The 23,625-nt window shown below is 72.3% G+C and carries 22 protein-coding genes and 1 riboswitch; of the genes, 16 read left to right on the plus strand and 6 right to left on the minus strand.

Annotation, left to right across the window (positions count from 1 at the left end):
• The first annotated feature begins 10 nt into the window (after nucleotides 1–10).
• Nucleotides 11–568 carry a TetR/AcrR family transcriptional regulator gene (locus HB370_RS28410; protein ID WP_030785099.1) on the plus strand — a complete coding sequence of 186 codons (558 nt, stop codon included), beginning with the start codon at nucleotides 11–13 and terminating at the stop codon, nucleotides 566–568.
• 76 nt (nucleotides 569–644) lie between these two features.
• Here HB370_RS28410 and HB370_RS28415 read toward each other — a convergent pair whose 3' ends face one another.
• Nucleotides 645–1,205: a M23 family metallopeptidase gene (locus HB370_RS28415; RefSeq protein ID WP_030785097.1), complete on the minus strand. Its 561-nt coding sequence runs from the start codon at nucleotides 1,203–1,205 to the stop codon at nucleotides 645–647.
• A gap of 274 nt (nucleotides 1,206–1,479) precedes the next feature.
• On the opposite strand from HB370_RS28415, the gene rpsB reads away from it, so the two are divergent.
• The 11 genes from rpsB to HB370_RS28470 all read left to right on the plus strand — a co-directional run bounded on the left by rpsB (nucleotide 1,480) and on the right by HB370_RS28470 (nucleotide 13,777).
• A complete protein-coding gene (rpsB, locus tag HB370_RS28420; RefSeq protein WP_030785090.1) occupies nucleotides 1,480–2,367 on the plus strand; it encodes a 30S ribosomal protein S2 in 888 nt (295 codons plus the stop codon).
• 151 nt (nucleotides 2,368–2,518) lie between these two features.
• Nucleotides 2,519–3,355, plus strand: a complete 837-nt coding sequence (gene tsf, locus HB370_RS28425) for a translation elongation factor Ts (protein ID WP_030612832.1) — start codon at nucleotides 2,519–2,521, stop codon at nucleotides 3,353–3,355.
• Nucleotides 3,356–3,571: 216 nt separating this feature from the next.
• A complete protein-coding gene (gene pyrH / locus HB370_RS28430; protein WP_030785074.1) occupies nucleotides 3,572–4,330 on the plus strand; it encodes a UMP kinase in 759 nt (252 codons plus the stop codon).
• Between the two features lie 175 nt (nucleotides 4,331–4,505).
• Nucleotides 4,506–5,063 (plus strand): ribosome recycling factor, encoded by a 558-nt coding sequence (gene frr, locus HB370_RS28435; RefSeq protein WP_030785071.1) that lies wholly within the window; start codon nucleotides 4,506–4,508, stop codon nucleotides 5,061–5,063.
• On the plus strand, nucleotides 5,063–6,202 hold the full coding sequence (locus HB370_RS28440) for a phosphatidate cytidylyltransferase (RefSeq protein WP_078637570.1): 1,140 nt from the start codon (nucleotides 5,063–5,065) through the stop codon (nucleotides 6,200–6,202). Before frr ends, HB370_RS28440 begins: the two co-directional genes overlap by 1 nt.
• Before the next feature lie 469 nt (nucleotides 6,203–6,671).
• A complete protein-coding gene (locus HB370_RS28445; RefSeq protein WP_078637569.1) occupies nucleotides 6,672–7,844 on the plus strand; it encodes a cytochrome P450 in 1,173 nt (390 codons plus the stop codon).
• A gap of 49 nt (nucleotides 7,845–7,893) precedes the next feature.
• Nucleotides 7,894–9,000 (plus strand): 23S rRNA (adenine(2503)-C(2))-methyltransferase RlmN, encoded by a 1,107-nt coding sequence (rlmN, locus tag HB370_RS28450; RefSeq protein ID WP_030785062.1) that lies wholly within the window; start codon nucleotides 7,894–7,896, stop codon nucleotides 8,998–9,000.
• 23 nt (nucleotides 9,001–9,023) lie between these two features.
• A riboswitch (TPP riboswitch) is annotated at nucleotides 9,024–9,131 on the plus strand.
• Nucleotides 9,132–9,214: 83 nt separating this feature from the next.
• A complete protein-coding gene (locus HB370_RS28455; RefSeq protein WP_030785059.1) occupies nucleotides 9,215–10,288 on the plus strand; it encodes a thiamine ABC transporter substrate-binding protein in 1,074 nt (357 codons plus the stop codon).
• 47 nt (nucleotides 10,289–10,335) lie between these two features.
• Entirely contained in the window at nucleotides 10,336–11,937 is a 1,602-nt protein-coding gene (locus HB370_RS28460) for an iron ABC transporter permease (RefSeq protein WP_030785056.1), read from the plus strand.
• A complete protein-coding gene (locus HB370_RS28465; RefSeq protein ID WP_030785054.1) occupies nucleotides 11,938–12,957 on the plus strand; it encodes an ABC transporter ATP-binding protein in 1,020 nt (339 codons plus the stop codon).
• 22 nt (nucleotides 12,958–12,979) lie between these two features.
• Nucleotides 12,980–13,777, plus strand: a complete 798-nt coding sequence (locus HB370_RS28470; RefSeq protein WP_030785051.1) for a maleylpyruvate isomerase family mycothiol-dependent enzyme — start codon at nucleotides 12,980–12,982, stop codon at nucleotides 13,775–13,777.
• A gap of 71 nt (nucleotides 13,778–13,848) precedes the next feature.
• On the opposite strand, the gene HB370_RS28475 is transcribed toward HB370_RS28470, so the two are convergent.
• From HB370_RS28475 to HB370_RS28490, 4 genes are all read right to left on the minus strand, one after another.
• On the minus strand, nucleotides 13,849–15,216 hold the full coding sequence (locus HB370_RS28475) for a hypothetical protein (protein ID WP_167513041.1): 1,368 nt from the start codon (nucleotides 15,214–15,216) through the stop codon (nucleotides 13,849–13,851).
• On the minus strand, nucleotides 15,198–15,938 hold the full coding sequence (locus HB370_RS28480; RefSeq protein ID WP_030785045.1) for an ATP-binding cassette domain-containing protein: 741 nt from the start codon (nucleotides 15,936–15,938) through the stop codon (nucleotides 15,198–15,200). Before HB370_RS28480 ends, HB370_RS28475 begins: the two co-directional genes overlap by 19 nt.
• A 191-nt stretch (nucleotides 15,939–16,129) precedes the next feature.
• Entirely contained in the window at nucleotides 16,130–17,494 is a 1,365-nt protein-coding gene (locus HB370_RS28485) for an aspartate aminotransferase family protein (protein WP_030785042.1), read from the minus strand.
• A gap of 19 nt (nucleotides 17,495–17,513) precedes the next feature.
• On the minus strand, nucleotides 17,514–18,035 hold the full coding sequence (locus tag HB370_RS28490; RefSeq protein ID WP_030785039.1) for an Lrp/AsnC family transcriptional regulator: 522 nt from the start codon (nucleotides 18,033–18,035) through the stop codon (nucleotides 17,514–17,516).
• 170 nt (nucleotides 18,036–18,205) lie between these two features.
• On the opposite strand from HB370_RS28490, the gene HB370_RS28495 reads away from it, so the two are divergent.
• A complete protein-coding gene (locus HB370_RS28495) occupies nucleotides 18,206–19,645 on the plus strand; it encodes a gamma-aminobutyraldehyde dehydrogenase (protein WP_030785036.1) in 1,440 nt (479 codons plus the stop codon).
• Nucleotides 19,646–19,709: 64 nt separating this feature from the next.
• Here HB370_RS28495 and HB370_RS28500 read toward each other — a convergent pair whose 3' ends face one another.
• The gene (locus HB370_RS28500; protein WP_051815790.1) at nucleotides 19,710–20,714 is read right to left on the minus strand and encodes an aldo/keto reductase; all 1,005 of its coding nucleotides are present in this window, start codon (nucleotides 20,712–20,714) and stop codon (nucleotides 19,710–19,712) included.
• A 140-nt stretch (nucleotides 20,715–20,854) separates the two neighbouring features.
• Between HB370_RS28500 and HB370_RS28505 the strand changes: the two genes are divergently transcribed.
• The 3 genes from HB370_RS28505 to HB370_RS28515 all read left to right on the plus strand — a co-directional run bounded on the left by HB370_RS28505 (nucleotide 20,855) and on the right by HB370_RS28515 (nucleotide 23,612).
• The gene (locus HB370_RS28505) at nucleotides 20,855–21,739 is read left to right on the plus strand and encodes a helix-turn-helix transcriptional regulator (RefSeq protein ID WP_037701996.1); all 885 of its coding nucleotides are present in this window, start codon (nucleotides 20,855–20,857) and stop codon (nucleotides 21,737–21,739) included.
• Between the two features lie 156 nt (nucleotides 21,740–21,895).
• Nucleotides 21,896–23,089, plus strand: coding sequence for a spermidine/putrescine ABC transporter substrate-binding protein (locus tag HB370_RS28510; protein ID WP_030785028.1), 1,194 nt, complete (start codon nucleotides 21,896–21,898; stop codon nucleotides 23,087–23,089).
• A 34-nt stretch (nucleotides 23,090–23,123) separates the two neighbouring features.
• Nucleotides 23,124–23,612 (plus strand): hypothetical protein, encoded by a 489-nt coding sequence (locus HB370_RS28515; RefSeq protein ID WP_030785018.1) that lies wholly within the window; start codon nucleotides 23,124–23,126, stop codon nucleotides 23,610–23,612.
• The last annotated feature ends 13 nt before the right edge of the window (nucleotides 23,613–23,625 follow it).

The following is a 23,625-nucleotide window of genomic DNA, read 5'->3' on the forward strand; positions in this document are numbered from 1 at the left end:
AGCGGCCTCCGTGGCCGAACACCGGTCGATGCAGCGAGCCGCCCTGCTGGACGCGGCTCGGACCCTGCTGTCCGAGGGCGGGACGGAGGCGCTGACCTTTCCCGCGCTGGCCGAGCGGACGGGGCTGGCGCGGTCGTCCGTGTACGAGTACTTCCGCTCCCGGGCCGCGGTGGTCGAGGAGCTGTGCGCGGTCGACTTCCCGGTGTGGGCGGCGGAGGTCGAAGCGGCGATGGAGCGGGCCGACTCGCCCGCCGGCAAGGTCGAGGCGTATGTGCGCCGGCAGCTCGCGCTGGTCGGCGACCGGCGGCACCGGGCCGTGGTGGCCATCTCCGCGAGCGAACTGGACGCCGGGGCGCGGGAGAAGATCCGGGCGGCCCACGGGGGCCTGATCGCGATGATCGTGGAGGCGCTCGGGGAACTGGGGCACGAGCAGCCCCGGCTGGCGGCGATGCTGGTGCAGGGCGTGGTGGACGCGGCCGTGCGGCGCATCGAGCTGGGCGCCGCCGAGGATCCAGCGGTGGTGACGGAGGCGGCTGTCAACATGGCTCTGCGGGGCGTCAAGGGCTGACCCCGGCCGGACCCGGCCGGACGCGCGGCAGCCGCGTCACCGACCTGCCCGCACCACACGCTGCCCGCACCACACGTCAGGCGGCCGGCGGGACGGGCAGCAGTCTCGACGGCCCCCCGTTCAGCAGCCACGGAGGCAGCAGCGACAGCGGGTCCAGATAGGTCCCGCCCCGCAGCAGGCCCCAGTGGACACAGGGCGCCGGGCCGCAGTGGGCGCCCGCCTCCAGCGTCCCGACCACCTCGCCCGCGCCCACCTCGTCGCCCGCCCCCACCGAGGCCCGTACCGGCTCGTACGTCGTCCGCAGGTCCGTTCCCCGTACCTCCAGCGAGATCACGCCCCGGCCCGCCACCCGGCCCGCGAACAGCACCCGGCCGGGGGCCACCGCGCGCACGGGCGAGCCCGGCGGGGCCGCCAGGTCCACTCCCCGGTGCCCGGGGCCGTAGACCGTCGGCGGCGGCCGCCAGCCGCGCAGCACCGGGGGACGGGTGCCGACCGGCCAGGCGCGGGCGAGGGCCGGCACCCGGGGTCCGGGGGCCGTCGGCGGGGCCGGGGGAGGGGCATCGGCCCAGGCCAGAGGGGTGAGCAGGGCCGCCGCCAGCACCAGCGGCAGAGCCGTCCACAAGGTCACGTAGCGCATGCCGTACACCGTCCCGCACCCCACCGCCCGGGACCGGAGCCTGTGGACTACTCGCCGGTTGTGGACAGTGCCGTCACCCGGTACTCCGTCGGTCCCGTACACTTCTTCTGGCGATCCGGGTCACCGGGTCGACTTCGCACGCCCCGGTACGGCGGCCGGCAACGGTCCCTGCCAAGCGCCCCTCGGTCCTTCGCGGCACGGCGCGTCGCGGGCGTCAGGCGCGACCGCCGTCCGGCGGACGCGGCACAACCGAGAACACCAAGGAGAAACGGCCATGGCCGTCGTCACGATGCGGGAGCTGCTGGAGAGCGGCGTCCACTTCGGTCACCAGACCCGTCGCTGGAACCCGAAGATGAAGCGCTTCATCTTCACCGAGCGCAACGGCATCTACATCATCGACCTGCTCCAGTCGCTGTCGTACATCGACCGCGCCTACGAGTTCGTCAAGGAGACCGTCGCCCACGGCGGCACGGTCATGTTCGTCGGCACGAAGAAGCAGGCGCAGGAGGCCATCGCCGAGCAGGCCACCCGCGTCGGCATGCCCTACGTCAACCAGCGCTGGCTGGGCGGCATGCTCACCAACTTCTCGACCGTCTACAAGCGTCTGCAGCGCCTCAAGGAGCTGGAGCAGATCGACTTCGAGGACGTCGCGGCCTCCGGTCTGACCAAGAAGGAGCTGCTGGTCCTCTCCCGCGAGAAGGCCAAGCTGGAGAAGACCCTCGGCGGTATCCGCGAGATGCAGAAGGTGCCCAGCGCCGTCTGGATCGTGGACACCAAGAAGGAGCACATCGCCGTTGGTGAGGCCCGGAAGCTGAACATTCCGGTCGTCGCGATCCTCGACACCAACTGCGACCCCGACGAGGTCGACTACAAGATCCCGGGCAACGACGACGCGATCCGCTCCGTCACCCTGCTCACCCGTGTGATCGCCGACGCCGTCGCCGAGGGCCTCATCGCCCGTTCCGGCGTGGCCGCCGGTGACAAGGGTGAGAAGGCCGCGGGCGAGCCGCTCGCCGAGTGGGAGCGCGACCTGCTGGAGGGCGAGAAGAAGGCCGAGGAGGCTCCGGCCGCCGACGCCGCTGCCGAGGCTCCGGCCGCCGAGGCCCCCGCCGCGGAGGCCCCCGCCGCCGAGGCGCCGGCCGCCGAGGGCGAGCAGGCCTGACCGTCAGAGTTGATGGCGGGGGCGGCGACATGAAGTCCGCCCCCGCTGTTCACCCGTAGGTCAAGGGCGCGTCGCGGATCTACATCTACATGTGGAACGCAGATCACCCTGACCTTGGATCTCCCAGACTTCGAGAAAGACTCACAGACTCATGGCGAACTACACCGCCGCCGACGTCAAGAAGCTCCGTGAGCTCACCGGCGCCGGCATGATGGACTGCAAGAAGGCGCTGGACGAGGCCGAGGGCAACGTCGAGAAGGCCGTCGAGGCGCTGCGCATCAAGGGCCAGAAGGGCGTCGCCAAGCGCGAGGGCCGCTCCGCCGAGAACGGCGCAGTGGTCTCCATCATCGCCGACGACAACTCCTCCGGCGTCCTGGTCGAGCTGAAGTGCGAGACGGACTTCGTCGCCAAGGGCGAGAAGTTCCAGGCCGTGGCCAAGGCCATCGCCGAGCACGTCGCCAAGACGAACCCGGCCGACATCGAGGCCCTGCTGGCCTCCGAGATCGAGCCCGGCAAGACCGTCCAGGCGTTCGTGGACGAGGCCAACGCCAACCTCGGCGAGAAGATCGTCCTGGACCGCTTCGCGCAGTTCTCCGACGGCTACGTCACCGCCTACATGCACCGCACCATGCCCGACCTGCCCCCGCAGATCGGTGTCCTGGTCGAGCTCGACAAGCCGAACGCCGAGGTCGCCAAGGGCGTCGCGCAGCACATCGCCGCCTTCGCGCCGAAGTACCTGGCCAAGGAGGACGTGCCGGCGGACGTCGTCGAGTCCGAGCGCCGTATCGCCGAGGAGACCACCCGCGCCGAGGGCAAGCCCGAGGCCGCGATCGCCAAGATCGTCGAGGGTCGTCTGAACGGCTTCTTCAAGGACGCCACGCTGCTCGGCCAGCCGTACGCGCTGGACAACAAGAAGTCGGTCCAGAAGGTTCTGGACGAGGCCGGTGTCACCCTGAAGCGCTTCTCGCGCATCAAGGTCGGCATCTGAGTCCGTACCGCGATCGACGCGCGACCCCGGGGGAATTCCGCGAGGAATTCCCGATAGGGTCGACCGCAGTCGTCCGTCGCCATCGTCATACCCTGGCGTGCGGCGGACGGCAGCAGATCTGACGAGGAGGCCATTGCCGCGCATGGGAGCGAAAAGCGACCCCATCGGCAATGGCCTTCTTCGTATGTGCAACACGTGAAAGAGGCGGGATCCCCCATGACCACCAAGGCCCAGAAGAGCGACGACGGCAAAGTACGCGGCCGGTTTCTGCTGAAGCTGTCCGGAGAGGCATTCTCCGGTGGCGGGGGCCTGGGCGTCGACCCGGACGTGGTGCACAAGATCGCCCGCGAGATCGCCGCCGTCGTGCGCGACGGCGCCCAGATCGCGGTCGTCATCGGCGGCGGCAACTTCTTCCGCGGCGCCGAACTCCAGCAGCGCGGCATGGACCGTGCCCGCTCCGACTACATGGGCATGCTCGGCACCGTGATGAACTGCCTCGCCCTCCAGGACTTCCTGGAGAAGGAGGGCATCCAGTCCCGCGTGCAGACCGCCATCACCATGGGCCAGGTCGCCGAGCCGTACATCCCGCTGCGCGCCGTGCGCCACCTGGAGAAGGGCCGCGTGGTCATCTTCGGCGCCGGTATGGGCATGCCCTACTTCTCCACCGACACCACCGCCGCCCAGCGCGCCCTGGAGATCGACGCCGAGGCGCTGCTCATGGGCAAGAACGGCGTGGACGGGGTCTACGACTCCGACCCCAAGACCAACCCCGACGCCGTCAAGTTCGACGCGCTCGGCTACGGCGAGGTCATCACCCGGGATCTCAAGGTCGCCGACGCCACCGCCATCACGCTGTGCCGTGACAACAGGCTCCCGATCCTCGTCTTCGAGCTTCTCGCGGAGGGCAATATCGCCCGCGCCGTCAAGGGTGAGAAGATCGGCACGCTGGTGGGTGACCAGGGCAGCCGGGACTGACCCGGGATCAACCCGGCCGGTGAAGTGCGGCCCTGTGAGGGGGCCGGACCCCGGCCGGGGGATGGACAATGTCCTGCCGGTCGGGAACCGTGCAGGAAGAAGACGCGACGCAGCCGGCCGCCGACCGACCCAGGAACCGCAGCCGGGCCTTACTCAAGACACGCAGGAGCAAGTGGTGATCGAAGAGACCCTCCTCGAAGCCGAGGAGAAGATGGAGAAGGCCGTCGTGGTCGCCAAGGAGGACTTCGCCGCGATCCGCACCGGCCGTGCGCACCCGGCGATGTTCAACAAGATCGTGGCCGACTACTACGGTGCCCCGACGCCGATCAACCAGCTGGCCTCGTTCTCCGTGCCGGAGCCGCGCATGGCGGTCGTGACCCCGTTCGACAAGAGCGCGCTGCGCAACATCGAGCAGGCGATCCGCGACTCCGACCTGGGCGTCAACCCCAGCAACGACGGCAACATCATCCGGGTGGTGTTCCCCGAGCTGACCGAGGAGCGCCGCCGCGAGTACATCAAGGTCGCCAAGGGCAAGGGCGAGGACGCGAAGGTCTCCATCCGCTCCGTGCGCCGCAAGGCCAAGGACGCCATCGACAAGCTCGTCAAGGACGGCGAGATCGGTGAGGACGAGGGCCGCCGTGCGGAGAAGGACCTCGACGATCTGACGGCCAAGTACGTCGCTCAGGTGGACGAGCTCCTGAAGCACAAGGAAGCGGAGCTGCTCGAAGTCTGATGAGCGACTCTTCCTGGGGGGCGCCGCCACCGGCGGGGCAGACCGGCTACTGGGGGTCCACCGCGGGTGGGCCCCTCCAGGGGGCTGCCCCGGCGGGTCCCGCGTACGATGCGCCTGAGGCGCAGCAGACTCGCCCCATGCCCATCGTGCCCGACGGCCCCGCGTACGGCGGAGACCAGGACGACGACCGGGGGGCCGCTCGGCTGAGCGGCCCCCTGTTCCGAGACGAGACGTTCCAGGCCCGGGAGCTCCCGGCCGAGACCCAGAACCCGGAGCCCATGTCCGACGTCCCGCAGCCGCCGCCGGCACCGGCACCGCAGAAGAAGAGCGCGGGCCGGGACCTGAGCGCGGCCATAGGGGTCGGCGTCGGGCTCGGTGTGGTGATCGTCGCGTCCCTGTTCATCGTCAAGGCCGTCTTCGTCGGCGTGATAGCGATCGCCGTCGTGGTCGGGCTGTGGGAGCTGACCAGCAGGCTCAAGGAGCGCAAGGAGATCCGGGCGCCGCTCGTGCCGCTCGCGGTGGGCGGTGCGGCCATGGTCGTCGCCGGCTATGTGCGCGGTGCCGAGGGCGCGTGGGTGGCCATGGCCCTCACCGCCCTGGCGACCCTGGTCTGGCGCATGACGGAACGGCCGGAGGGCTACCTCAAGGACGTCACGGCCGGTGTCTTCGCCGCGTTCTACGTGCCCTTCCTGGCCACGTTCGTCGCGCTGCTGCTCGCCGCCGACGACGGTCCCTGGCGGGTGCTGACCTTCCTGGTGCTGACGGTCGTCAGTGACACCGGCGCCTACGCGGTCGGCTGGCGCTTCGGCAAGCACAAGCTCGCCCCGCGCATCAGCCCCGGCAAGACCCGCGAGGGCCTGCTGGGCGCGGTGCTGTTCGCGATGGTGGCGGGCGCGCTGTGCATGCAGTTCCTGATCGACGGCGGAGCCTGGTGGCAGGGCCTGCTGCTGGGTCTCGCGGTCGCGGCCAGCGCCACGCTGGGCGACCTCGGCGAATCCATGATCAAGCGCGACCTGGGCATCAAGGACATGGGCACCTTGCTCCCCGGCCACGGCGGCATCATGGACCGCCTGGACTCGCTGCTGCCCACGGCCCCGGTGGTGTGGCTGCTGCTGGTGGTGTTCGTCGGCTCGGCGTGACTCCGCTCTTCGTCGGCTCCGTGTGAGCGGTACGGCTTCCCGGCCCCCGTCCTGTGTCGCAGCAGGGCGGGGGCCGTCGTCGTAGCGGCGAGCCGTGGCCGCGGGGCGGTCCGTACCCGGATGCCGCAGCAGGAATCGGCGGCCCGGTGCTGGGCCCGGCAGACTCCTCACAGGACGGCGGTCGCTCCGCCGCCCGGCGCCGCAGCAGGGAGTGTGCCCGATGCCCCTCGACCCCGCCCCCGCCTCCGCGTCCGTGTGCCCGGCCCACACCTCCGCGTGCCCGGCCTCCGCCTCCACGTGCCCGTCGTCCGGTTCGGCGTCCCCCGCCCGCGTCTCAGCCTGCCCGTCGTCCGGTTCGGCGTCCCCGGCCACCCCCAAGCCTCCGGAGCCCGCCGCCCCCAAACCTCCGTCCCCCGTCGCTCCCACGCCTCCGGCTCCCGCCCCCGCCCCGCCCGTGCGGTTCTGGCCCGTGGACGATCTGCCCGGGCTCGACCCCGATCCGCTTCTGGACGAGCTGTTGCGCGCGGAGCCGGTCGCCCGGATCAGGCTGCCGTTCGGCGAGGGCTGGGCCTGGCTGGTCACCCGGTACGAGGACGTCCGGTTCGTCACCTCCGACCCGCGCTTCTCCCGGGAACGGGTCGCCGGCCGCGAGGTCACCACCATGCGCCCGGTGCCGGTCGCCTCGCAGACGGCCGGCCTGCAGTACGTAGACCCGCCCCGGCACACCCGGTTGCGCCGGGTCGTGGCCCGCGCGTTCACCGGGCGGAGCATGCGGCGGCTGCGTCCGCTCGCCGAGCGCAGGGCCGCCGAGCTGCTCGACGGGATGGCGCGCGCCGGCGCCCCGACCGACCTCATGGAGCACCTGCACGGCCCGTTCCCGCTCGCCGTGCTCCGCGACTTCCTCGGCGTGGCCGAGGAGGACCGGCAGGACTGGGCCGCGACCGGCGAGGCCCTGCTGTCGGCGGGCGCGGACTCCGGGGAGCGCGCCCGGCAGGCCGCGAGGGCGACCCGGGAGCGGATCGCCGGACTGCTCCGGCGCCGCCGCGAGGAACCCCGCGAGGATCTGGCGGGGGTGCTGGCACGGGCCGCCGCCGAGGGCGAGATCACCGACGACGAGGCGGTCTCCCTCGCGATCGCCGTCCAGGTCAGCGGCGGCCACGCGGTCCGCAACAACAGCGGCTCGATGATGTACGCGCTGCTCACCCACCCCGCGCACCTGGACCGGCTGCGCCGCGAGCCGGAGCTGCTGCCCCGGGCCGTGGAGGAGCTGTTCCGCTACGTCCCGCACCGCAACGGCGTCGGCATCCCCCGGATCGCCACCGAGGACGTCGAGGTCGGCGGCCGGCTGATCCGCGCCGGTGACGTGGTCTACAACGCCTACCTGGCCGCCAACCGCGATCCCCGCGCGTTCCCCGACCCGGACGCCCTGGACTTCGACCGGGAACACCTCGCCCACCTGGCCTTCGGTCACGGCCCGCACCACTGCCTGGCCGCCGTCATGGCCCGCATGGAGGCCGAGGTCATGATCGGCGCCGTCCTCGCCCGCTTCCCCGCCCTCCGGCTGGCCGTGCCTCCCGAGGAGGTCGAGTTCCAGCGCCGGGGCCTGATCCGCGGCCCGAGGACCCTGCCGGTGACCTGGTGAGGACGGGCTTTCCGGGGCACCCCGGTGGATCTGCGACACTGGATGCACCATGCCCAAGCCCGGAGAACTCACTTTCGTCGCGCCGCGCGGAGCCAAGAAGCCGCCGCGGCATCTCGCCGACCTCACGCCCGCCGAGCGCAAGGACGCGGTGGCCGGGATCGGTGAGAAGCCGTTCCGTGCCAAGCAGCTCTCGCAGCACTACTTCGCGCGGTACACGCACGACCCGGAGCAGTGGACCGACATTCCCGCCGGTTCGCGCGCCAAGCTCCAGGAAGCGCTGTTCCCGGAGCTGATGACCGTCGTCCGCCATCTGTCCACCGACGAGGGCACCACCCGCAAGACGCTGTGGCGGCTGTTCGACGGCACGCTGGTCGAGTCGGTGCTGATGCGCTACCCGGACCGGGTGACCATGTGCATCAGCTCGCAGGCCGGCTGCGGCATGAACTGCCCGTTCTGCGCGACCGGGCAGGCGGGGCTGGACCGGAACCTGTCCACCGCGGAGATCGTCCACCAGATCGTGGACGGCATGCGGGCGCTGCGCGACGGCGAGGTGCCCGGGGGGCCCGCGCGGCTGTCCAACATCGTCTTCATGGGGATGGGTGAGCCGCTCGCCAACTACAACCGGGTCGTCGGGGCCATCCGGGCGCTCACCGACCCCGCCCCGGACGGGCTCGGGCTCTCCCAGCGCGGGATCACCGTCTCCACCGTCGGTCTGGTCCCGGCCATCCACCGGTTCGCCGACGAGGGCTTCAAGTGCCGGCTGGCGATCTCCCTGCACGCCCCCGACGACGAGCTGCGCGACACCCTCGTCCCCGTGAACACGCGGTGGAAGGTGCGCGAGGTGCTGGACGCCGGCTTCGAGTACACCGAGAAGTCGGGCCGCCGGCTGTCCATCGAGTACGCGCTGATCCGGGACATCAACGACCAGGCGTGGCGCGGCGACCGGCTCGGCCGGCTGCTCAAGGGCAAGCCCGTGCACGTCAACCTCATCCCGCTCAACCCCACGCCGGGGTCGAAGTGGACGGCGTCCCGGCCGGAGGACGAGAAGGCGTTCGTGGAGGCCATCGCCGCCCATGGTGTGGCCGTCACCATCCGGGACACCCGGGGTCAGGAGATCGACGGAGCCTGTGGTCAGCTCGCGGCCACCGAGCGGTAATCTGACCAGGTCCACATATCTTCATATTCCGACAGGGGAGCGCCACAGCGCTGAGAGTGCGGCAACCGGGCCGCAGACCCTCTGAACCTCGCCCAGGTCATTCTGGGTAGGAAGTTCGGTCATCACTCAAGCTGTTGCGCCCTGCCCGGGCCGCCCGCGCGGCGGTCCGGGCAGGGCCGCGTCTCTTCCTGGCCAACCCCCAGGAGGACATCCAGTGCACAACAAGACCCTCGTGGCCGTGGCGGCGGGGCTCGGCCTGCTCGCGCTGTCCGCGTGCGGCACGACGGACTCCGGGTCGTCCTCGGACCCCAAGACCGTCACCCTCGTCAGCCACGACTCGTGGAACGTCTCCAAGAGCGTCGTCAAGGACTTCGAGAAGCGGTCCGGGTACAAGCTCCGGGTGCTCAAGGACGGCGACGCCGGGCAGGCCGTCAACAAGGCGATCCTGACCAAGGACAACCCGCAGGGCGACGTCTTCTTCGGCGTCGACAACACCCTGCTCTCCCGCGCCCTGGACAACGGACTGTTCCAGCCCTACGAGCCCAAGGGCGCCGGCTCCGTCCGGCCGGAGAACCGCGTCGACCAGGACAAGCACCGCGTCACGCCCGTGGACACCGGCGACATCTGCGTCAACTACGACAAGGCCTGGTTCAGCGCGCACAAGCTGAACCCGCCGCGGTCCTTCGCCGACCTCGCCAAGCCCGCGTACAAGAACCTCCTCGTCACCGAGAACGCGGCCACCTCCTCGCCGGGCCTCGGCTTCCTGCTCGGCAGCGCCGCGGCGTTCGGCGACCAGGACTGGCCGGAGTACTGGAAGAAGCTCAAGGCCAACGGCGTCAAGGTCGTCGACGGCTGGGAGCAGGCGTACTACCAGGAGTTCTCCGGCTCCTCCGAGGGCAGGAAGGCCGGCGGCGACCGGCCACTGGTGGTGTCGTACGCCTCCTCCCCGCCCGCCGAGGTGATCTACGCCAAGAAGCGGCCCGCCACCGCCCCGACCGGGGTGGCCGACGGCACCTGCTTCCGGCAGACCGAGTACGCCGGGCTGCTGAGCAACGCGAAGAACCCCGAGGGCGGCAAGGCGCTCCTCGACTTCCTGCTCACCCGGGAGTTCCAGCAGGACATGCCGCTGAACATGTTCGTCTACCCGGTCGTGGAGGGGGCCGCCGTGCCCGCCGACTTCACCAAGTACGGTCCGGCCGCCGAGGACCCCGAGACCCTGGCCCCCGACAAGATCGCCGCCAACCGCGACCAGTGGGTCTCCTCGTGGACGTCGCTCGTACTGAAGTGACCGCCAAGGCGCGCGGCCGGCGCGGGAGCGCGGCGCGGCTCGGGCTGATGGCCCTGCCCGTCGCGTTCTTCGCGCTGTTCTTCGCCTGGCCCGTCGCCGCGATCGTCACCCGCGGGCTGAGGACGGACGGCAGCTGGCAGTTCGGGCGGATCGCGGACGTCGTCACCCGCCCCGACATCCGGCACGTGCTGTGGTTCACCACCTGGCAGGCGCTCGCCTCCACCGCGCTCACCCTGCTGCTCGCCCTGCCCGCCGCCTATGTCTTCGCCCGGCTCGACTTCCCCGGCAGACACGTGCTGCGGGCCGTCGTCACGGTGCCGTTCGTGCTGCCGACCGTCGTCGCCGGCAGCGCCTTCCTGGCCCTGGTCGGCAGGGGCGGCCTGCTGGACGAGCTGTGGGGCGTACGGCTGGACACCACGGTGTGGGCGATCCTGCTCGCCCACGTCTTCTTCAACTACGCGGTCGTCGTCCGCACCGTCGGCGGGCTGTGGGCCCAGCTCGACCCCCGGCAGGAGGAGGCCGCCCGCATGCTGGGCGCCTCGCCGCTCACGGCCTGGCGCCGGGTCACCCTGCCGGCGCTCGGGCCCGCCGTGGCCGCCGCCGCCCTGATGGTGTTCCTGTTCACCTTCACCTCCTTCGGCGTCGTGCAGATCCTCGGCGGCCCCACCTTCTCCACCGTCGAGGTGGAGATCTACCGGCAGACCTCCGAGACCTTCGACCTGGGCACGGCCGCCGTCCTCACCCTCGTCCAGTTCGCCGCCGTCGGCGCGATCCTCGCCGTGCACGCCTGGACGGTACGGCGGCGGGAGACCGCGCTGCGCCTGGTCGACGCCTCCGTCACCGCCCGCCGGCCGCGCGGGGCCGGGCAGTGGGCGCTGCTCGCCGTCGTCCTCGCCACCGTCGCCCTGCTGCTGGTGCTGCCGCTCGGCGTCCTCGTCCGCCGCTCCCTCGACGCACCCGGCTTCGGCTACTACCGGGCGCTGACCGACGCGGACGGCGGTACGTTCCTGGTGGCGCCCGTGCACGCGGTGTGGACCTCGCTCCAGTACGCCGTCGCCGCCACCGCCATCGCCGTCGTGATCGGCGGCCTCGCCGCCGCCGCGCTGGCCCGCCGGGACGCCGGACGGCTGGTACGGGGCTTCGACGCGCTGCTGATGCTGCCGCTCGGCGTGTCCGCCGTCACCGTCGGCTTCGGCTTCCTGATCGCCCTCGACGAACCGCCGCTGAACCTGCGCCAGTCCTGGATCCTGGTGCCGCTCGCCCAGGCCCTCGTCGGCGCCCCCTTCGTCGTACGCACCATGCTGCCCGTGCTGCGCGCGGTGGACGTACGCCTCAGGGAGGCCGCGGCCGTGCTCGGGGCCTCGCCCTGGCGGGTGTGGCGGGAGGTGGACCTGCCGCTGGTGCGGCGGGCGCTGCTGGTCGCGGCCGGCTTCGCGTTCGCCGTGTCGCTCGGCGAGTTCGGGGCGACCGTGTTCATCGCCCGGCCCGACAACCCCACGCTGCCGGTCGCCGTGGCCCGGCTGCTCAGCCGTCCCGGCGATCTCAACTACGGCCAGGCGATGGCCCTTTCGACCATTCTGATGGTGGTGTGCGCCGTCGCGCTGCTCGTCCTGGAGCGGCTGCGCACCGACCGGACGGGGGAGTTCTAGATGCTGCTGAGCCTGGATGCCGCGACCGTGCGCTTCGGCGGGCGGGCCGTCCTGGACCGGGTCGGCCTCGAGGTCGCCGAGCACGAGGTGGTGTGTGTGCTCGGGCCCAGCGGCAGCGGGAAGTCGACCCTGCTCCGGGTGGTCGCCGGGCTGCAACCCCTGGACTCCGGGCGGGTGCTGCTCGACGGCCGGGACCAGAACGGGGTGCCCGCGCACCGGCGCGACGTCGGCCTGATGTTCCAGGACCACCAGCTGTTCCCGCAGCGGGACGTCGGCGCCAACGTGGCCTTCGGGCTGCGCATGCACGGCGTCGCCCGGCGCGAACGGGACGCCGAGGTGGGCCGGTTGCTGGACCTGGTCGGTCTGCCGGGGGCCGCCCGGCGGGCCGTTGCCGCCCTGTCCGGCGGCGAGCAGCAGCGCGTGGCCCTCGCCCGGGCGCTCGCCCCCCGGCCCCGGCTGCTCATGCTGGACGAGCCGCTCGGCCAGCTCGACCGCTCGCTGCGCGAACGCCTCGTGGTGGAACTGCGGGAGCTGTTCGGCCGGCTGGGCACGACCGTGCTCGCCGTCACCCACGACCAGGGCGAGGCGTTCGCGCTGGCCGACCGGGTGGTGGTGATGCGGGACGGGCGGATCGCCCAGTCCGGAACCCCCGTCGAGGTGTGGCAGCGGCCCGCCGACGCGTTCGTGGCCCGCTTCCTCGGCTTCGAGAACGTGGTCCCGGCGACCGTCGCCGGCACGGCCGCCGACAGCCCCTGGGGCAAACTGCCGGTGCCCGACGGCTCGGCCCAGGGCGGCCGTACGGTCCTGGTCCGCCCGGCCGGGGTCCGGCTGGTCCCCGCCGACCAGGGGCTGTCCTGCACGGTGACCGCCCGCACGTTCAAGGGCTCCCATGTCGCCGTCCACCTCCAGCCGGCGGACGGCCCGCGACTGGAGGCGGCCTGCGCGCTGCGGGACGCGCCCGAGCCCGGCGCCTCGGTCGGCGTGGAGTTCGACGCGGCGGAAATCGCCGTACTGGACTGATCGTTCGCCCTAGGGTGAGGCCATGTCCGTACTCACCCATGACCGCTACTGCGACGAAATAGCCCACCAGATCGACCGGTTGAGGGCCGTGGTGACCTCCGGCGCCGACCTGTCCGCGACCGTGCCGACCTGCCCCGACTGGTCGCTGGAGGACCTCCTGCGGCATCTCGGCGGCGCCCTGCGCTGGGTGGACGCCCTGGTGCGCGCCCGGGCCCGGGAGAACATCCCGGACGAGCGGGTCCCGCTGTTCGGGGGACCGGAGCGGCGCGGGGACGCGGCGGCGCTGGACGCCTGGCTCGCGGACGCCGGGGAGCGGGTCGTCGGCGCGCTGCGCGAGGCCGGCCCGGACGCCGGGGTGTGGAGCTGGGCCTGGGCGCCGACCGCCGGTTTCTGGGCCCGCCGGGTGACGCACGAGATCACCGTGCACCGCGCCGACGCCACGCTCGCCGCCGGACTGCCCTACGAGGTCGCTCCGGACATCGCGGCGGACGCGCTGGACGAGTGGCTCCAGGTCGTGGAGTGGGTGCAGCGCAACACGGCCGACGAGCGGGCGCGGGAGCTGCGCGGGCCCGGCCGCTCCCTCCATCTGCACGCCACCGACACCGACCCGGCGCTGAACGCCGAATGGCTCCTCGAGCTGGGCCCGGACGGTGTGCGCTGGCGGCGCGGGCACGAGAAGGCCACCGTCGCCCTGCGCGGCCCGCTTACCTCCGTGCTGCTCGCCTTCTACCGCCGGCTGCCGCTGGACGGCCCCGGCCTGGAGGTGCTGGGCGAGCGGGAGCTGCTGGAGTTCTGGCTGGAGCGGGCCACGTTCGGCTGAGACCGGCGCCGGGGCCCGGCCCCGCTGTCCAGGCGGGTTCCACGACCGAGTGCCGGGGCAGCGGCTGCGGTTCAGCGGCTCAGGGGCAGGGCCGACAGCGCGGCGATCGCCAGGACGAGCGGGCCGAACAGGGCCGGCAGGGCGGCGGCGCGCAGCGCGGCGGCCCCGCGCAGCAGGGCGGGGCGCGCGCCCAGGCGGAGCAGCGCGGCGGTGGTGCCCGCGCGGTACTGGCGGGACTCCACGGCGGCGGTGAGCAGGGTGGCGAGCGTGGCGCCGCCGACGACGAGCGCGCCCAGGGTGGACAGCGGCCCGAAGGCCGGTGCCGGGCCGCCGGACAGCGCGGTCAGGGCGCACCCGGCCGACGCCACCGTGCAGAGCACGCCGAGGGGACGGCCGATCCGGGCGGCCTCCGCCATCAGGCCCCGGCCGGCCAGCAGCCGCAGCGCACCCGGCCGCCCGGCCTGGAGGAGCCTGCCGCACAGGTGGGTGAGGCCGGGACCGGCCAGCACCAGGCCGACGCCGGTGAGGAGCCAGCCGAGGAGGACGGCGAGGGCGGGGGCGGACCGGCCGGCGTAGGCCTGCGCGGCCAGTCCGGCGGTGACGAGGGCGACGCCCCAGGGCAGGCCGGCGGGGGTTCCGGCTCGGGTGTCCGGGACCGGCGGTTCCGGCGCGCTCTCCGGCGCCGGACGGTCGCCGTCCGTCTCCAGGAGAGCGGCCGTCGCGGTACGCCCGTCCCCGGCCGTCGCGGTACGCCCGTCCCCGGCCGCCACGCCGCGGTTGCCCCCGGCCGCCCCGCCACGGCCGGCGCCGGTCGCCGAGGGGAGCCGGATCCCGAACCTGCCGTACGCCCCGAACGTCTCCGGGCCGGCCGGGCCGCCCAGGGCGCCGAACAGGCCGAACCGTCGCACGGCCGGGGCCGGTGGGCGGGGATCGCGCGGCCGGAGCGCCACGGCCACCGCCGCCGTCGCCGTGACCGGGAGCACGGTCAGCAGGGTCACGGCCGCCGGGACCGGGAGGGGCAGGCCGGCGGCCAGCAGTCCGGCCGCCGCGCCGTCGAACGGCAGGCCGGTGAGGTCGCCGCGCAGATGCAGGAAGAACAGCAGGGCCAGCAGCGAGCCCAGGGAGCAGGACAGGGCCGTGGTCAGCACCGAGACGGCCATGAGGCGGGCCGGGCCGAGACCCACGGCGGACAGGCCGGGACGCGGCCGGGTGCCGGGATCGGTGCGGGCCACCGCGAGCGCCAGGTACACCGTGGCGGCGAGCGGCGCCGCGCACCAGGCCAGGCGCAGCGCGGCGGAGTCGGCGGCCTCCGGGTGGGCCAGGGCGTGGCCGAGGCTGGACAGCAGCAGCAGGCCGGTGCCCGCCGAGGCCGCGGCCACCAGCAGGCGGCGCAGCTGGACGGCGGGCCGGGCGGCGCGGGTCAGACGGAGAGCGAGCACGCGGCCCGGCCTTCCGCCTCGGGGACGTCCGGCAGGTGCACGGTGTGCACGCGGCGTCCGTCCAGCAGGGCCACCGTACGGTCGGCGAGGGCGGCGGTCTCGGGGTCGTGGGTGGCGAGCACCACCGTGATGCCGTGCGAGCGGGCGGCCGTGGCCAGGGTGCGCAGCACCTGGGTGCGGTCGCCGTGGTGCAGGGGCGCGGTCGGCTCGTCGGCGAACAGGACCTCGGGGCCGGGGGCGAGCGCGCGGGCGATGGCGACGCGCTGGCGCTCGGCGTGCCGCAGCGCGCGCGGCCGGCAACGGGCCCGGTCGCCGACGTCCAGGCGCTTCAGCCACTCCAGCGCGGACACCTTGGCCCGGCGGCGGCCGGCGCCGCGCAGCATCAGCGGGAGGGCGGCGTTCTCCCAGACGTTCAGCTCGGGGACGAGGACGGGTTCGGGGTCGATCCAGCCGAAGCGTTCCCGGCGCAGCCGCTCGCGGGCGGTGGGGCCGAGGGTGTGCAGGGGGGAGCTGTTGAACCAGACCTCGCCGGAGCGTACCGGCAGCAGGCCGGACAGACAGCGCAGCAGGGTGGTCTTGCCGCTGCCGCGGGGTCCGCTGACGGCGAGGATCTCACCCTGGCGCACGGCGAGCGAGACCCCGGCCAGTCCGGGGGAGCCGTCGCGGTGCGTGAAGTGCAGGGAGCGTGCCCAGAGCACGTCGTTGTCCGGTGGGGCCTCCATGGCGTACACCTCGGTTCTGATCCGTTTTCCCGTGCGTCGTTCCCCCGTCCGGGGGAACGAAGGCTGGGCCGATCGGTCACTGGCACGCTAGGCAGGTCCCGGACGGGAGCCCGGACAGCACGCGGCCCCGGGCCGCCGTTCTCACTCGAACGGACGGGCACCGGGGCCGGCTCGGTCATCCGGTCGGATGATCAGAGCTTGGTCCACGCCTCCGTGAGGGTGGCCCGCAGGATCTGCTCGATCTCGTCGAAGGTCTCCTGGGTGGAGATCAGCGGCGGGGCGAGCTGGATGACCGGGTCGCCGCGGTCGTCGGCACGGCAGTACAGGCCGTTGTCGAACAGCGCCTTGGAGAGGAAGCCGTACAGGACGCGCTCGGTCTCCTCGTCGTTGAAGGACTCCTTGGTGTTCTTGTCCTTCACCAGCTCGATGCCGTAGAAGAAGCCGTTGCCGCGGACGTCGCCGACGATCGGCAGGTCGTGCAGCTTCTGCAGGGTCTGCAGGAAGGCGCCCTCGTTGTCCAGCACGTGCTGGTTGAGGTTCTCCCGCTCGAACAGGTCGAGGTTGGCCAGGCCCACCGCGGCGGAGACCGGGTGGCCGCCGAAGGTGTAGCCGTGCAGGAAGGTGTTGTCGCCCTTGTAGAACGGCTCGGCGAGGCGGTCGGAGATGATGCAGGCGCCGATCGGGGAGTAGCCCGAGGTCATGCCCTTGGCGCAGGTGATCATGTCCGGGACGTAGCCGAACTTGTCGCAGGCGAACGTGGTGCCGAGGCGGCCGAAGGCGCAGATGACCTCGTCCGACACCAGCAGGACGTCGTACTTGTCGCAGATCTCGCGCACGCGCTGGAAGTAGCCGGGGGGCGGCGGGAAGCAGCCGCCGGCGTTCTGCACCGGCTCCAGGAAGACCGCGGCGACGGTGTCCGGGCCCTCGAAGAGGATCTGCTGCTCGATCTGGTCGGCGGCCCAGCGGCCGAAGGCGACCGGGTCGTCGCCGAACAGCGGCGCGCGGTAGATGTTGGTGTTCGGCACCTTGTGCGCGCCCGGCACCAGCGGCTCGAAGGGGGCCTTCAGGGCCGGCAGGCCGGTGATGGACAGGGCGCCCTGCGGGGTGCCGTGGTAGGCGACCGCGCGGGAGATGACCTTGTGCTTGGTGGGCTTGCCGGTCAGCTTGAAGTACTGCTTGGCGAGCTTCCAGGCGGTCTCGACGGCCTCGCCGCCGCCGGTGGTGAAGAAGACCTTGTTCAGGTCACCGGGGGCCTCGTTGGCCAGGCGCTCGGCCAGCTCCACGGCCTTCGGGTGGGCGTAGGACCACACCGGGAAGAAGGCCAGTTCCTGGGCCTGCTTGGCGGCGGTCTCGGCGAGTTCCGTGCGGCCGTGACCGGCCTGGACCACGAACAGACCCGCGAGACCGTCGAGGTAGCGCTTGCCCTTGTCGTCGTAGATGTAGGTGCCCTCACCCCGGACGATGGTCGGGACGGGGGAGTTCTCGTACGAGGACATGCGGGTGAAGTGCATCCACAGGTGGTCGTACGCGGTGCGGCTGAGGTCCTTGGTGCTCACGGTTATCGGGTCCTCACGGTTATCGGGTTCCCCACATGTAGGTCTGCTTCTTGAGCTTCAGGTAGACGAAGCTCTCGGTGGAGCGCACCCCGGGCAGGGCCCGGATGCGTTTGTTGATGACGTCCAGCAGGTGGTCGTCGTCCTCGCAGACGATCTCGGCGAGGATGTCGAACGAGCCCGCGGTCATCACCACGTACTCGACTTCCGACATGTCAGTCAGCGCGTCCGCGATCGACTCGACATCGCCCTCGACATTGATCCCGACCATCGCCTGCCGGCGGAAGCCCACGGTCAGCGGGTCCGTGACGGCGACGATCTGCATCACGCCCTGGTCCAGCAGCTTCTGCACACGCTGGCGCACGGCCGCCTCGGACAGGCCGACGGCCTTGCCGATCGCGGCGTACGGCCGGCGGCCGTCCTCCTGGAGCTGCTGAATGATGGCGAGGGAGACGGCGTCCAGCTGGGGACTGTTGCCGTTCCTGGACTCGCGGGACGAGTCCCTCTGGTCTGCGCTTCGACTGGCCACGACCTCACTGTGCACCAGGTCTCGACAGTTTTGCAAGGCCCGATCGATGAAATCCGTTGTTTGAGAGACGAGACCTTGCGGATTTCGCAGATCCAGTGCCGATGGGGGTGTTGAAAACGTGGGTACGGCGATTAGGGTGGGTGTCTCAGCGATTGGACAGCCAGAACCAGATCAGGAGGCCGGCAGTGAGCACCGAGCTGCGTCGTCTGCGCAACTACATCGACGGTGAGTTCCGGGACGCCGCCGACGGACGGACCACCGAGGTGGTCAACCCCGCGACGGGCGAGGCGTACGCGACCGCGCCGCTGTCCGGGCAGGCGGACGTCGACGCCGCCATGGAGGCCGCCGCCCGCGCCTTCCCGGCCTGGCGTGACACCACCCCCGCCGAGCGGCAGAAGGCCCTCCTGAAGATCGCCGACGCGTTCGAGGAGCGCGCCGAGGAACTGATCGCGGCCGAGGTGGAGAACACGGGCAAGCCCATCGGGCTGACCCGCTCCGAGGAGATCCCGCCGATGGTCGACCAGATCCGCTTCTTCGCGGGCGCGGCCCGGATGCTGGAGGGCCGCTCGGCCGGCGAGTACATGGAGGGGATGACCTCGATCATCCGCCGTGAGCCGGTCGGCGTCTGCGCGCAGGTCGCGCCGTGGAACTACCCGATGATGATGGCCGTGTGGAAGTTCGCCCCGGCCATCGCGGCGGGCAACACGGTCGTGCTGAAGCCCTCGGACACCACCCCCGCCTCCACGGTCCTGATGGCCGAGATCATCGGCTCGATCCTGCCCAAGGGCGTCTTCAACGTCATCTGCGGCGACCGCGACACCGGCCGGATGATGGTCGAGCACGACACCCCCGCGATGGCCTCCATCACCGGCTCCGTGCGCGCCGGCATGTCCGTCGCCGAGTCCGCCTCCAAGGACCTCAAGCGGGTCCACCTGGAGCTGGGCGGCAAGGCCCCGGTCGTGGTCTTCGAGGACACCGACATCGCCAAGGCCGTCGAGGACATCTCCATGGCGGGCTTCTTCAACGCCGGCCAGGACTGTACGGCCGCGACCCGCGTCCTCGTCCACGAGTCCATCCACGACGAGTTCGTGGCCGCGCTCGCCAAGGCCGCGGCCGAGACCAGGACCGGGCAGCCGGACGACGAGGACGTGCTGTACGGCCCGCTGAACAACCCCAACCAGCTCCGGCAGGTCTCCGGCTTCATCGACCGCCTCCCGGCCCACGCCAAGGTCGAGGCGGGCGGCCAGCGGGTCGGCGACAAGGGCTACTTCTACGCCCCGACCGTCGTCTCCGGCCTCAAGCAGGACGACGAGATCGTCCAGAACGAGGTCTTCGGCCCGGTCATCACCGTCCAGTCCTTCACCGACGAGGACCAGGCCGTCGAGTACGCCAACGGCGTCCAGTACGCCCTCGCCTCCTCTGTGTGGACCAAGGACCACGCCCGCGCGATGCGCATGTCCAAGCGGCTCGACTTCGGCTGCGTGTGGATCAACACCCACATCCCGCTGGTCGCCGAGATGCCCCACGGCGGCTTCAAGAAGTCCGGCTACGGCAAGGACCTGTCCGCGTACGGCTTCGAGGACTACACGCGCATCAAGCACGTGATGACGTCCCTGGACGCGTAAGCGGCGCGCACGGCGGAGCGGCCCCGGACGGATTCCCCTTCCCGTCCGGGGCCGCGCCGTCTTCTCATTCCCCGGCGACGAACTCCAGCTCGTCGCCGGTCAGTTCCAGGTGCGCGGCCCGCTCCCAGTCCGCCGTCTGGTCCGGCCTGCGGGCGCCCGCGATCGCGCCCGTCACGCCCCGGCGGGCCAGCACCCAGGCGATCGCGACCGCCCCCGCCGTCGTACCGTGCTCCCGCGCGACCGTGCGCAGCCGGTCCACCGTACGGAGGTTGGCGTCCAGGTCCGTGGTGAAGTCCGGGTGCGTGCGGCGCCAGTCGGACGGGTCCAGGTTCTCCAGCCGCTCCCGGGTGAAGGCCCCGGTGAGCAGGCCCGAGTGGAGCGGCTGGTAGGCGATCACACCGGTGCCGTGGCCGGCGGCCCAGTCGATCTCCGGCTCGGCCGAGCGGTTCAGGAGCGACAGCGGCGGCTGGACCGCGTCGACCGGGGCGATCCGCCGCGCCCGCTCCAGCAGCTCGGGGCCGTGGTTGGACAGTCCGATCGCGCGTACCTTGCCCTCGGCCTTCAGATCGGCCATCACCTGCCAGTACTCCTCCAGCGCGGTGGCCCGCGCGTCCCCGGGCGGCTCGGTGCCGTCCCAGTTCAGGGCCGCGCCGGTGTCCGGCCAGTGCACCTGGTACAGGTCGATCACCTCCACACCGAGCCGGCGCAACGAGTCCTCGACCTCACGCCGTACGCTGTCCGGCCGCATGATCCGCCGGGGCGCCGCCGCCGGGTTCGCCGGGTCCCACACCAGGCCCGCCTTGGTGAACACATACGGCCGGTCGGCCTCCGGCAGGGCGGCCAGCGCCTTGCCGACCACCTCCTCCGAGTGCCCGAGCCCGTACACGGCCGCCGTGTCGATCCAGTTGACGCCCAGCTCGACCGCCCGGTGCACGGTCGCGACGGAGTGCGCGTCGTCCTGCGTGCCCCACGAGAACCGCCAGCCGTCACCGCCGAACGACCAGGCGCCGAGCCCGATCACGGAGATGTCGAGACCGGAGGAACCGAGGGGGCGGAGGGGGAGAGTCATCGTCGTACGTCCTTGCTCGCGTTGGCTGTTCGCTGACATCCACCACCCTGCGCGCCCCGCCGACGGCCCGGCAGGCACGGCTTTGAGGGGGGAAAGAGTTGACCACCCTCGCGCGCCCCGGACCCGGGATACTCGGGGACATGACGGCAATCGGCGAACGACGCACCGAACTGAGCCAGTTCCTCAGGTCCCGGCGGGCCCGGCTCACCCCGGCCGACGTCGGCCTGACCACGTACGGGCCGCGGCGCGTGCCCGGACTGCGGCGCGAGGAGCTGGCCCAGCTCGCGGGAGTGAGCGTCGAGTACTACGTACGGCTGGAGCAGGGCCGCAACCCGCATGTGTCGGACGGCGTCCTGGACGCCGTCGGCCGTGCCCTGCGGCTGGACGCGGACGAGCGGGCGTACCTGCGCGGCCTGGCCCGCCCCGACCGGGCCCGCCCGGACGCGGCCCCGGCCGCCGAGGCGGTACGGCCCGCCCTGCGCCGGCTGGTCGACGCCCAGCCCGGCCCCGCCTACGTCTGCGGCCACCTCACCCAGGTGCTCGCCTGGAACCCGCTCGCCGCCGCCGTCTTCGGTGACTTCGGCGATCTGCCGCCCGAGCGGCGGACCTTCGCCCACCTGGTCTTCCTCGACGAGCGCTACCGCGCCCTGCTCGGCGACAGCCTGCCGGCGAAGGCGGAGGCGACCGTGGCCTTCCTGCGGATGGGCGTCGGCCGCTACCCCGACGACCCCGCCCTCGCCTCCCTCATCGGCACGCTCGCCATGAAGAGCGAGGAGTTCGCCGCGCTGTGGGCCCGGCAGGACGTCCGGGACAAGGGCCCCGGCCGGCACACCCTGCGCCATCCCCTGGTCGGCGCCCTCGCCCTGGACTTCGAGGTGCTGCACACCTCCGAGCCCGGCCAGGTGCTGGTCAGCTATCTGCCGGCGCCGGGGACCGGGGCCGAGGAGGCGCTGGGGCTGGTGGGAAGCTGGGGAGCGGACGGTGCCCGGAGCGGGCCGGCCGGGTGGGCAGCGGACGGCGCCTGAACCGGGGCGGCCGGGCAGGTGACCGGCCGAACGGGCCCGGCGGGTGAGGGAGTCGGCGGGCTCCGGCGCGGTGATCGACAACGTGTCGGACCGGCGCCGGACCGCTCGACGCAGCGTCGATTGTCGCTCCGGGCGACGAAACGGCATGCTTCCGGGGTGCCCCAGATTTCCCCTCGCGCCTCCGCGCCGTCCCGCCGTTCCCTGCTCGCCGCCCTCGGTGCCACCGCCGCGCTCGGTGCGCTGTCCGGGTGCGGGGTGCCCGCCGCGTACGTCAAGCCCGCGGACCGTTCCGCGCCCGACGAGTCCGCGGCCGACAAGAGGCTGACCTGGGCCAACTGGCCGCTGTACATCGACACCGACGACGACAACCCCAACCGGCGGCCCACCCTGGAGGGGTTCGGGAAGCGCACCGGGATCTCCGTGGACTATGTGGAGGAGATCAACGACAACGACGAGTTCTTCGGCAAGATCAGCCCTTCGCTGATGAACCACCGGTCCACCGGCCGGGACCTGATCGTCATCAGCGACTGGATGTGCGCCCGGTACGTCCGGCTGGGCTGGGTGCAGGAGATGGACCGCGCCCGCCAGCCCGATGTGGCGCGCAACCTGGACCCGCTGCTGCGCTCGCCCGCCTTCGACAAGGGCCGCCGGTTCACCGTGCCGTGGCAGTCCGGGATCACCGGCATCGCCTACAACCGCCGCAAGCTCGGCCGGGACATCCGGCACGTGAAGGACCTCTGGGCGCCGGACCTCAAGGGCCGGGTGACCCTGCTGTCCGGCCTGGACGAGGCGTTCGCGCTGCTCATGCAGGGCGACGGCGTGGACATCACCCGCTGGACCGCGGACGACTTCCACCGGATGTGCGACCGGATCGAGCGGGAGGTGCACCGGGGCCAGATCCGCCGCTTCACCGGCAACGACTACACCAAGGACCTGGTCAGCGGGGACGTACTGGCCTGCCAGGCGTACTCCGGCGATGTCATCCAGCTCCAGGCGGACAACCCCGACATCCGCTTCGTCGTCCCCGAGGAGGGCGCCGAGCTGTGGTCGGACTCCCTGATGATCCCCAACCGGGCCCGGCACAAGGCCAACGCCGAGCGGCTGATCGACTACTACTACCGGCCCGAGGTCGCCGCGAAGCTCGCCGCCTGGGTCAACTACGTCTGCCCGGTCCCGGCCGCCCGGGAGGTGCTGGCCGCCGACCCGGACAAGGACACCGCGGCCCTCGCCGACAACCCCCTGATATTCCCGGACCCAGTGATGCGCGAACGCCTGGCCGTCGCCCGGGACATCACCTCCACGGAACGCCCGGAGTTCACCCGCCGCTGGAACGGCATCGTGGGCCTGTGAGCCGCCGGCCCGACGCGCGGGGCAGGATGAAGCCATGGCAGGGCAGGATGAAGCCATGGCCAAGGATTTTCCGCTGCCGCGTGGAGCGACAGGTTTCCTCAGTCCCGACGACGCCGGCCCGCTGCCCGAGACCGACCCGCGGACGTTCCGCACCGCCCTGTACACGGCCGCCCGGATCGCCGGGGGCACGGTGGGCGAAGTGGAGGAGCAGTCCCGTCCCCGCTCCTTCCACCTCGGGTCGGTCCTCGACCGCGCGGGCGAGACCGTCGTCCTGTGCCACGCCCACCACCCGTGGATCGCGTTCGCCCCGGAGCGCCGGAACTGGTACGACGAGGAGTTCCTGACCCCACCCCCGTGGGCCCACGCCTTCACCGACGCGGGACTCACGGTGCTCGACCGCGAGCGGCTCACCACACCGCTGTCCGCCGTGGACACCTCGGCACTGACCCGGGACGAGTGGCGCCGGATCCGCCTCTACCACCTCACCACGCTGGGCGGAGTGCTCTTCAACGCCTTCGACTGACCCGGCGCGACCG

The sequence above is a fragment of the Streptomyces sp. DSM 40868 genome (assembly GCF_011820545.1).
Lineage (GTDB): Bacteria > Actinomycetota > Actinomycetes > Streptomycetales > Streptomycetaceae > Streptomyces > Streptomyces eurythermus.

What these genes read in the sequence shown, in the direction of transcription:
- HB370_RS28415 (WP_030785097.1), bottom strand. Translation starts at nt 1,205, where the DNA reads ATGCGCTACGTGACCTTGTGGACGGCTCTGCCGCTGGTGCTGGCGGCG.
- rpsB (WP_030785090.1), top strand. Translation starts at nt 1,480, where the DNA reads ATGGCCGTCGTCACGATGCGGGAGCTGCTGGAGAGCGGCGTCCACTTC.
- tsf (WP_030612832.1), top strand. Translation starts at nt 2,519, where the DNA reads ATGGCGAACTACACCGCCGCCGACGTCAAGAAGCTCCGTGAGCTCACC.
- pyrH (WP_030785074.1), top strand. Translation starts at nt 3,572, where the DNA reads ATGACCACCAAGGCCCAGAAGAGCGACGACGGCAAAGTACGCGGCCGG.
- HB370_RS28440 (WP_078637570.1), top strand. Translation starts at nt 5,063, where the DNA reads ATGAGCGACTCTTCCTGGGGGGCGCCGCCACCGGCGGGGCAGACCGGC.
- rlmN (WP_030785062.1), top strand. Translation starts at nt 7,894, where the DNA reads ATGCCCAAGCCCGGAGAACTCACTTTCGTCGCGCCGCGCGGAGCCAAG.
- HB370_RS28460 (WP_030785056.1), top strand. Translation starts at nt 10,336, where the DNA reads ATGGCCCTGCCCGTCGCGTTCTTCGCGCTGTTCTTCGCCTGGCCCGTC.
- HB370_RS28465 (WP_030785054.1), top strand. Translation starts at nt 11,938, where the DNA reads ATGCTGCTGAGCCTGGATGCCGCGACCGTGCGCTTCGGCGGGCGGGCC.
- HB370_RS28470 (WP_030785051.1), top strand. Translation starts at nt 12,980, where the DNA reads ATGTCCGTACTCACCCATGACCGCTACTGCGACGAAATAGCCCACCAG.
- HB370_RS28480 (WP_030785045.1), bottom strand. Translation starts at nt 15,938, where the DNA reads ATGGAGGCCCCACCGGACAACGACGTGCTCTGGGCACGCTCCCTGCAC.
- HB370_RS28500 (WP_051815790.1), bottom strand. Translation starts at nt 20,714, where the DNA reads ATGACTCTCCCCCTCCGCCCCCTCGGTTCCTCCGGTCTCGACATCTCC.
- HB370_RS28505 (WP_037701996.1), top strand. Translation starts at nt 20,855, where the DNA reads ATGACGGCAATCGGCGAACGACGCACCGAACTGAGCCAGTTCCTCAGG.
- HB370_RS28515 (WP_030785018.1), top strand. Translation starts at nt 23,124, where the DNA reads ATGGCAGGGCAGGATGAAGCCATGGCCAAGGATTTTCCGCTGCCGCGT.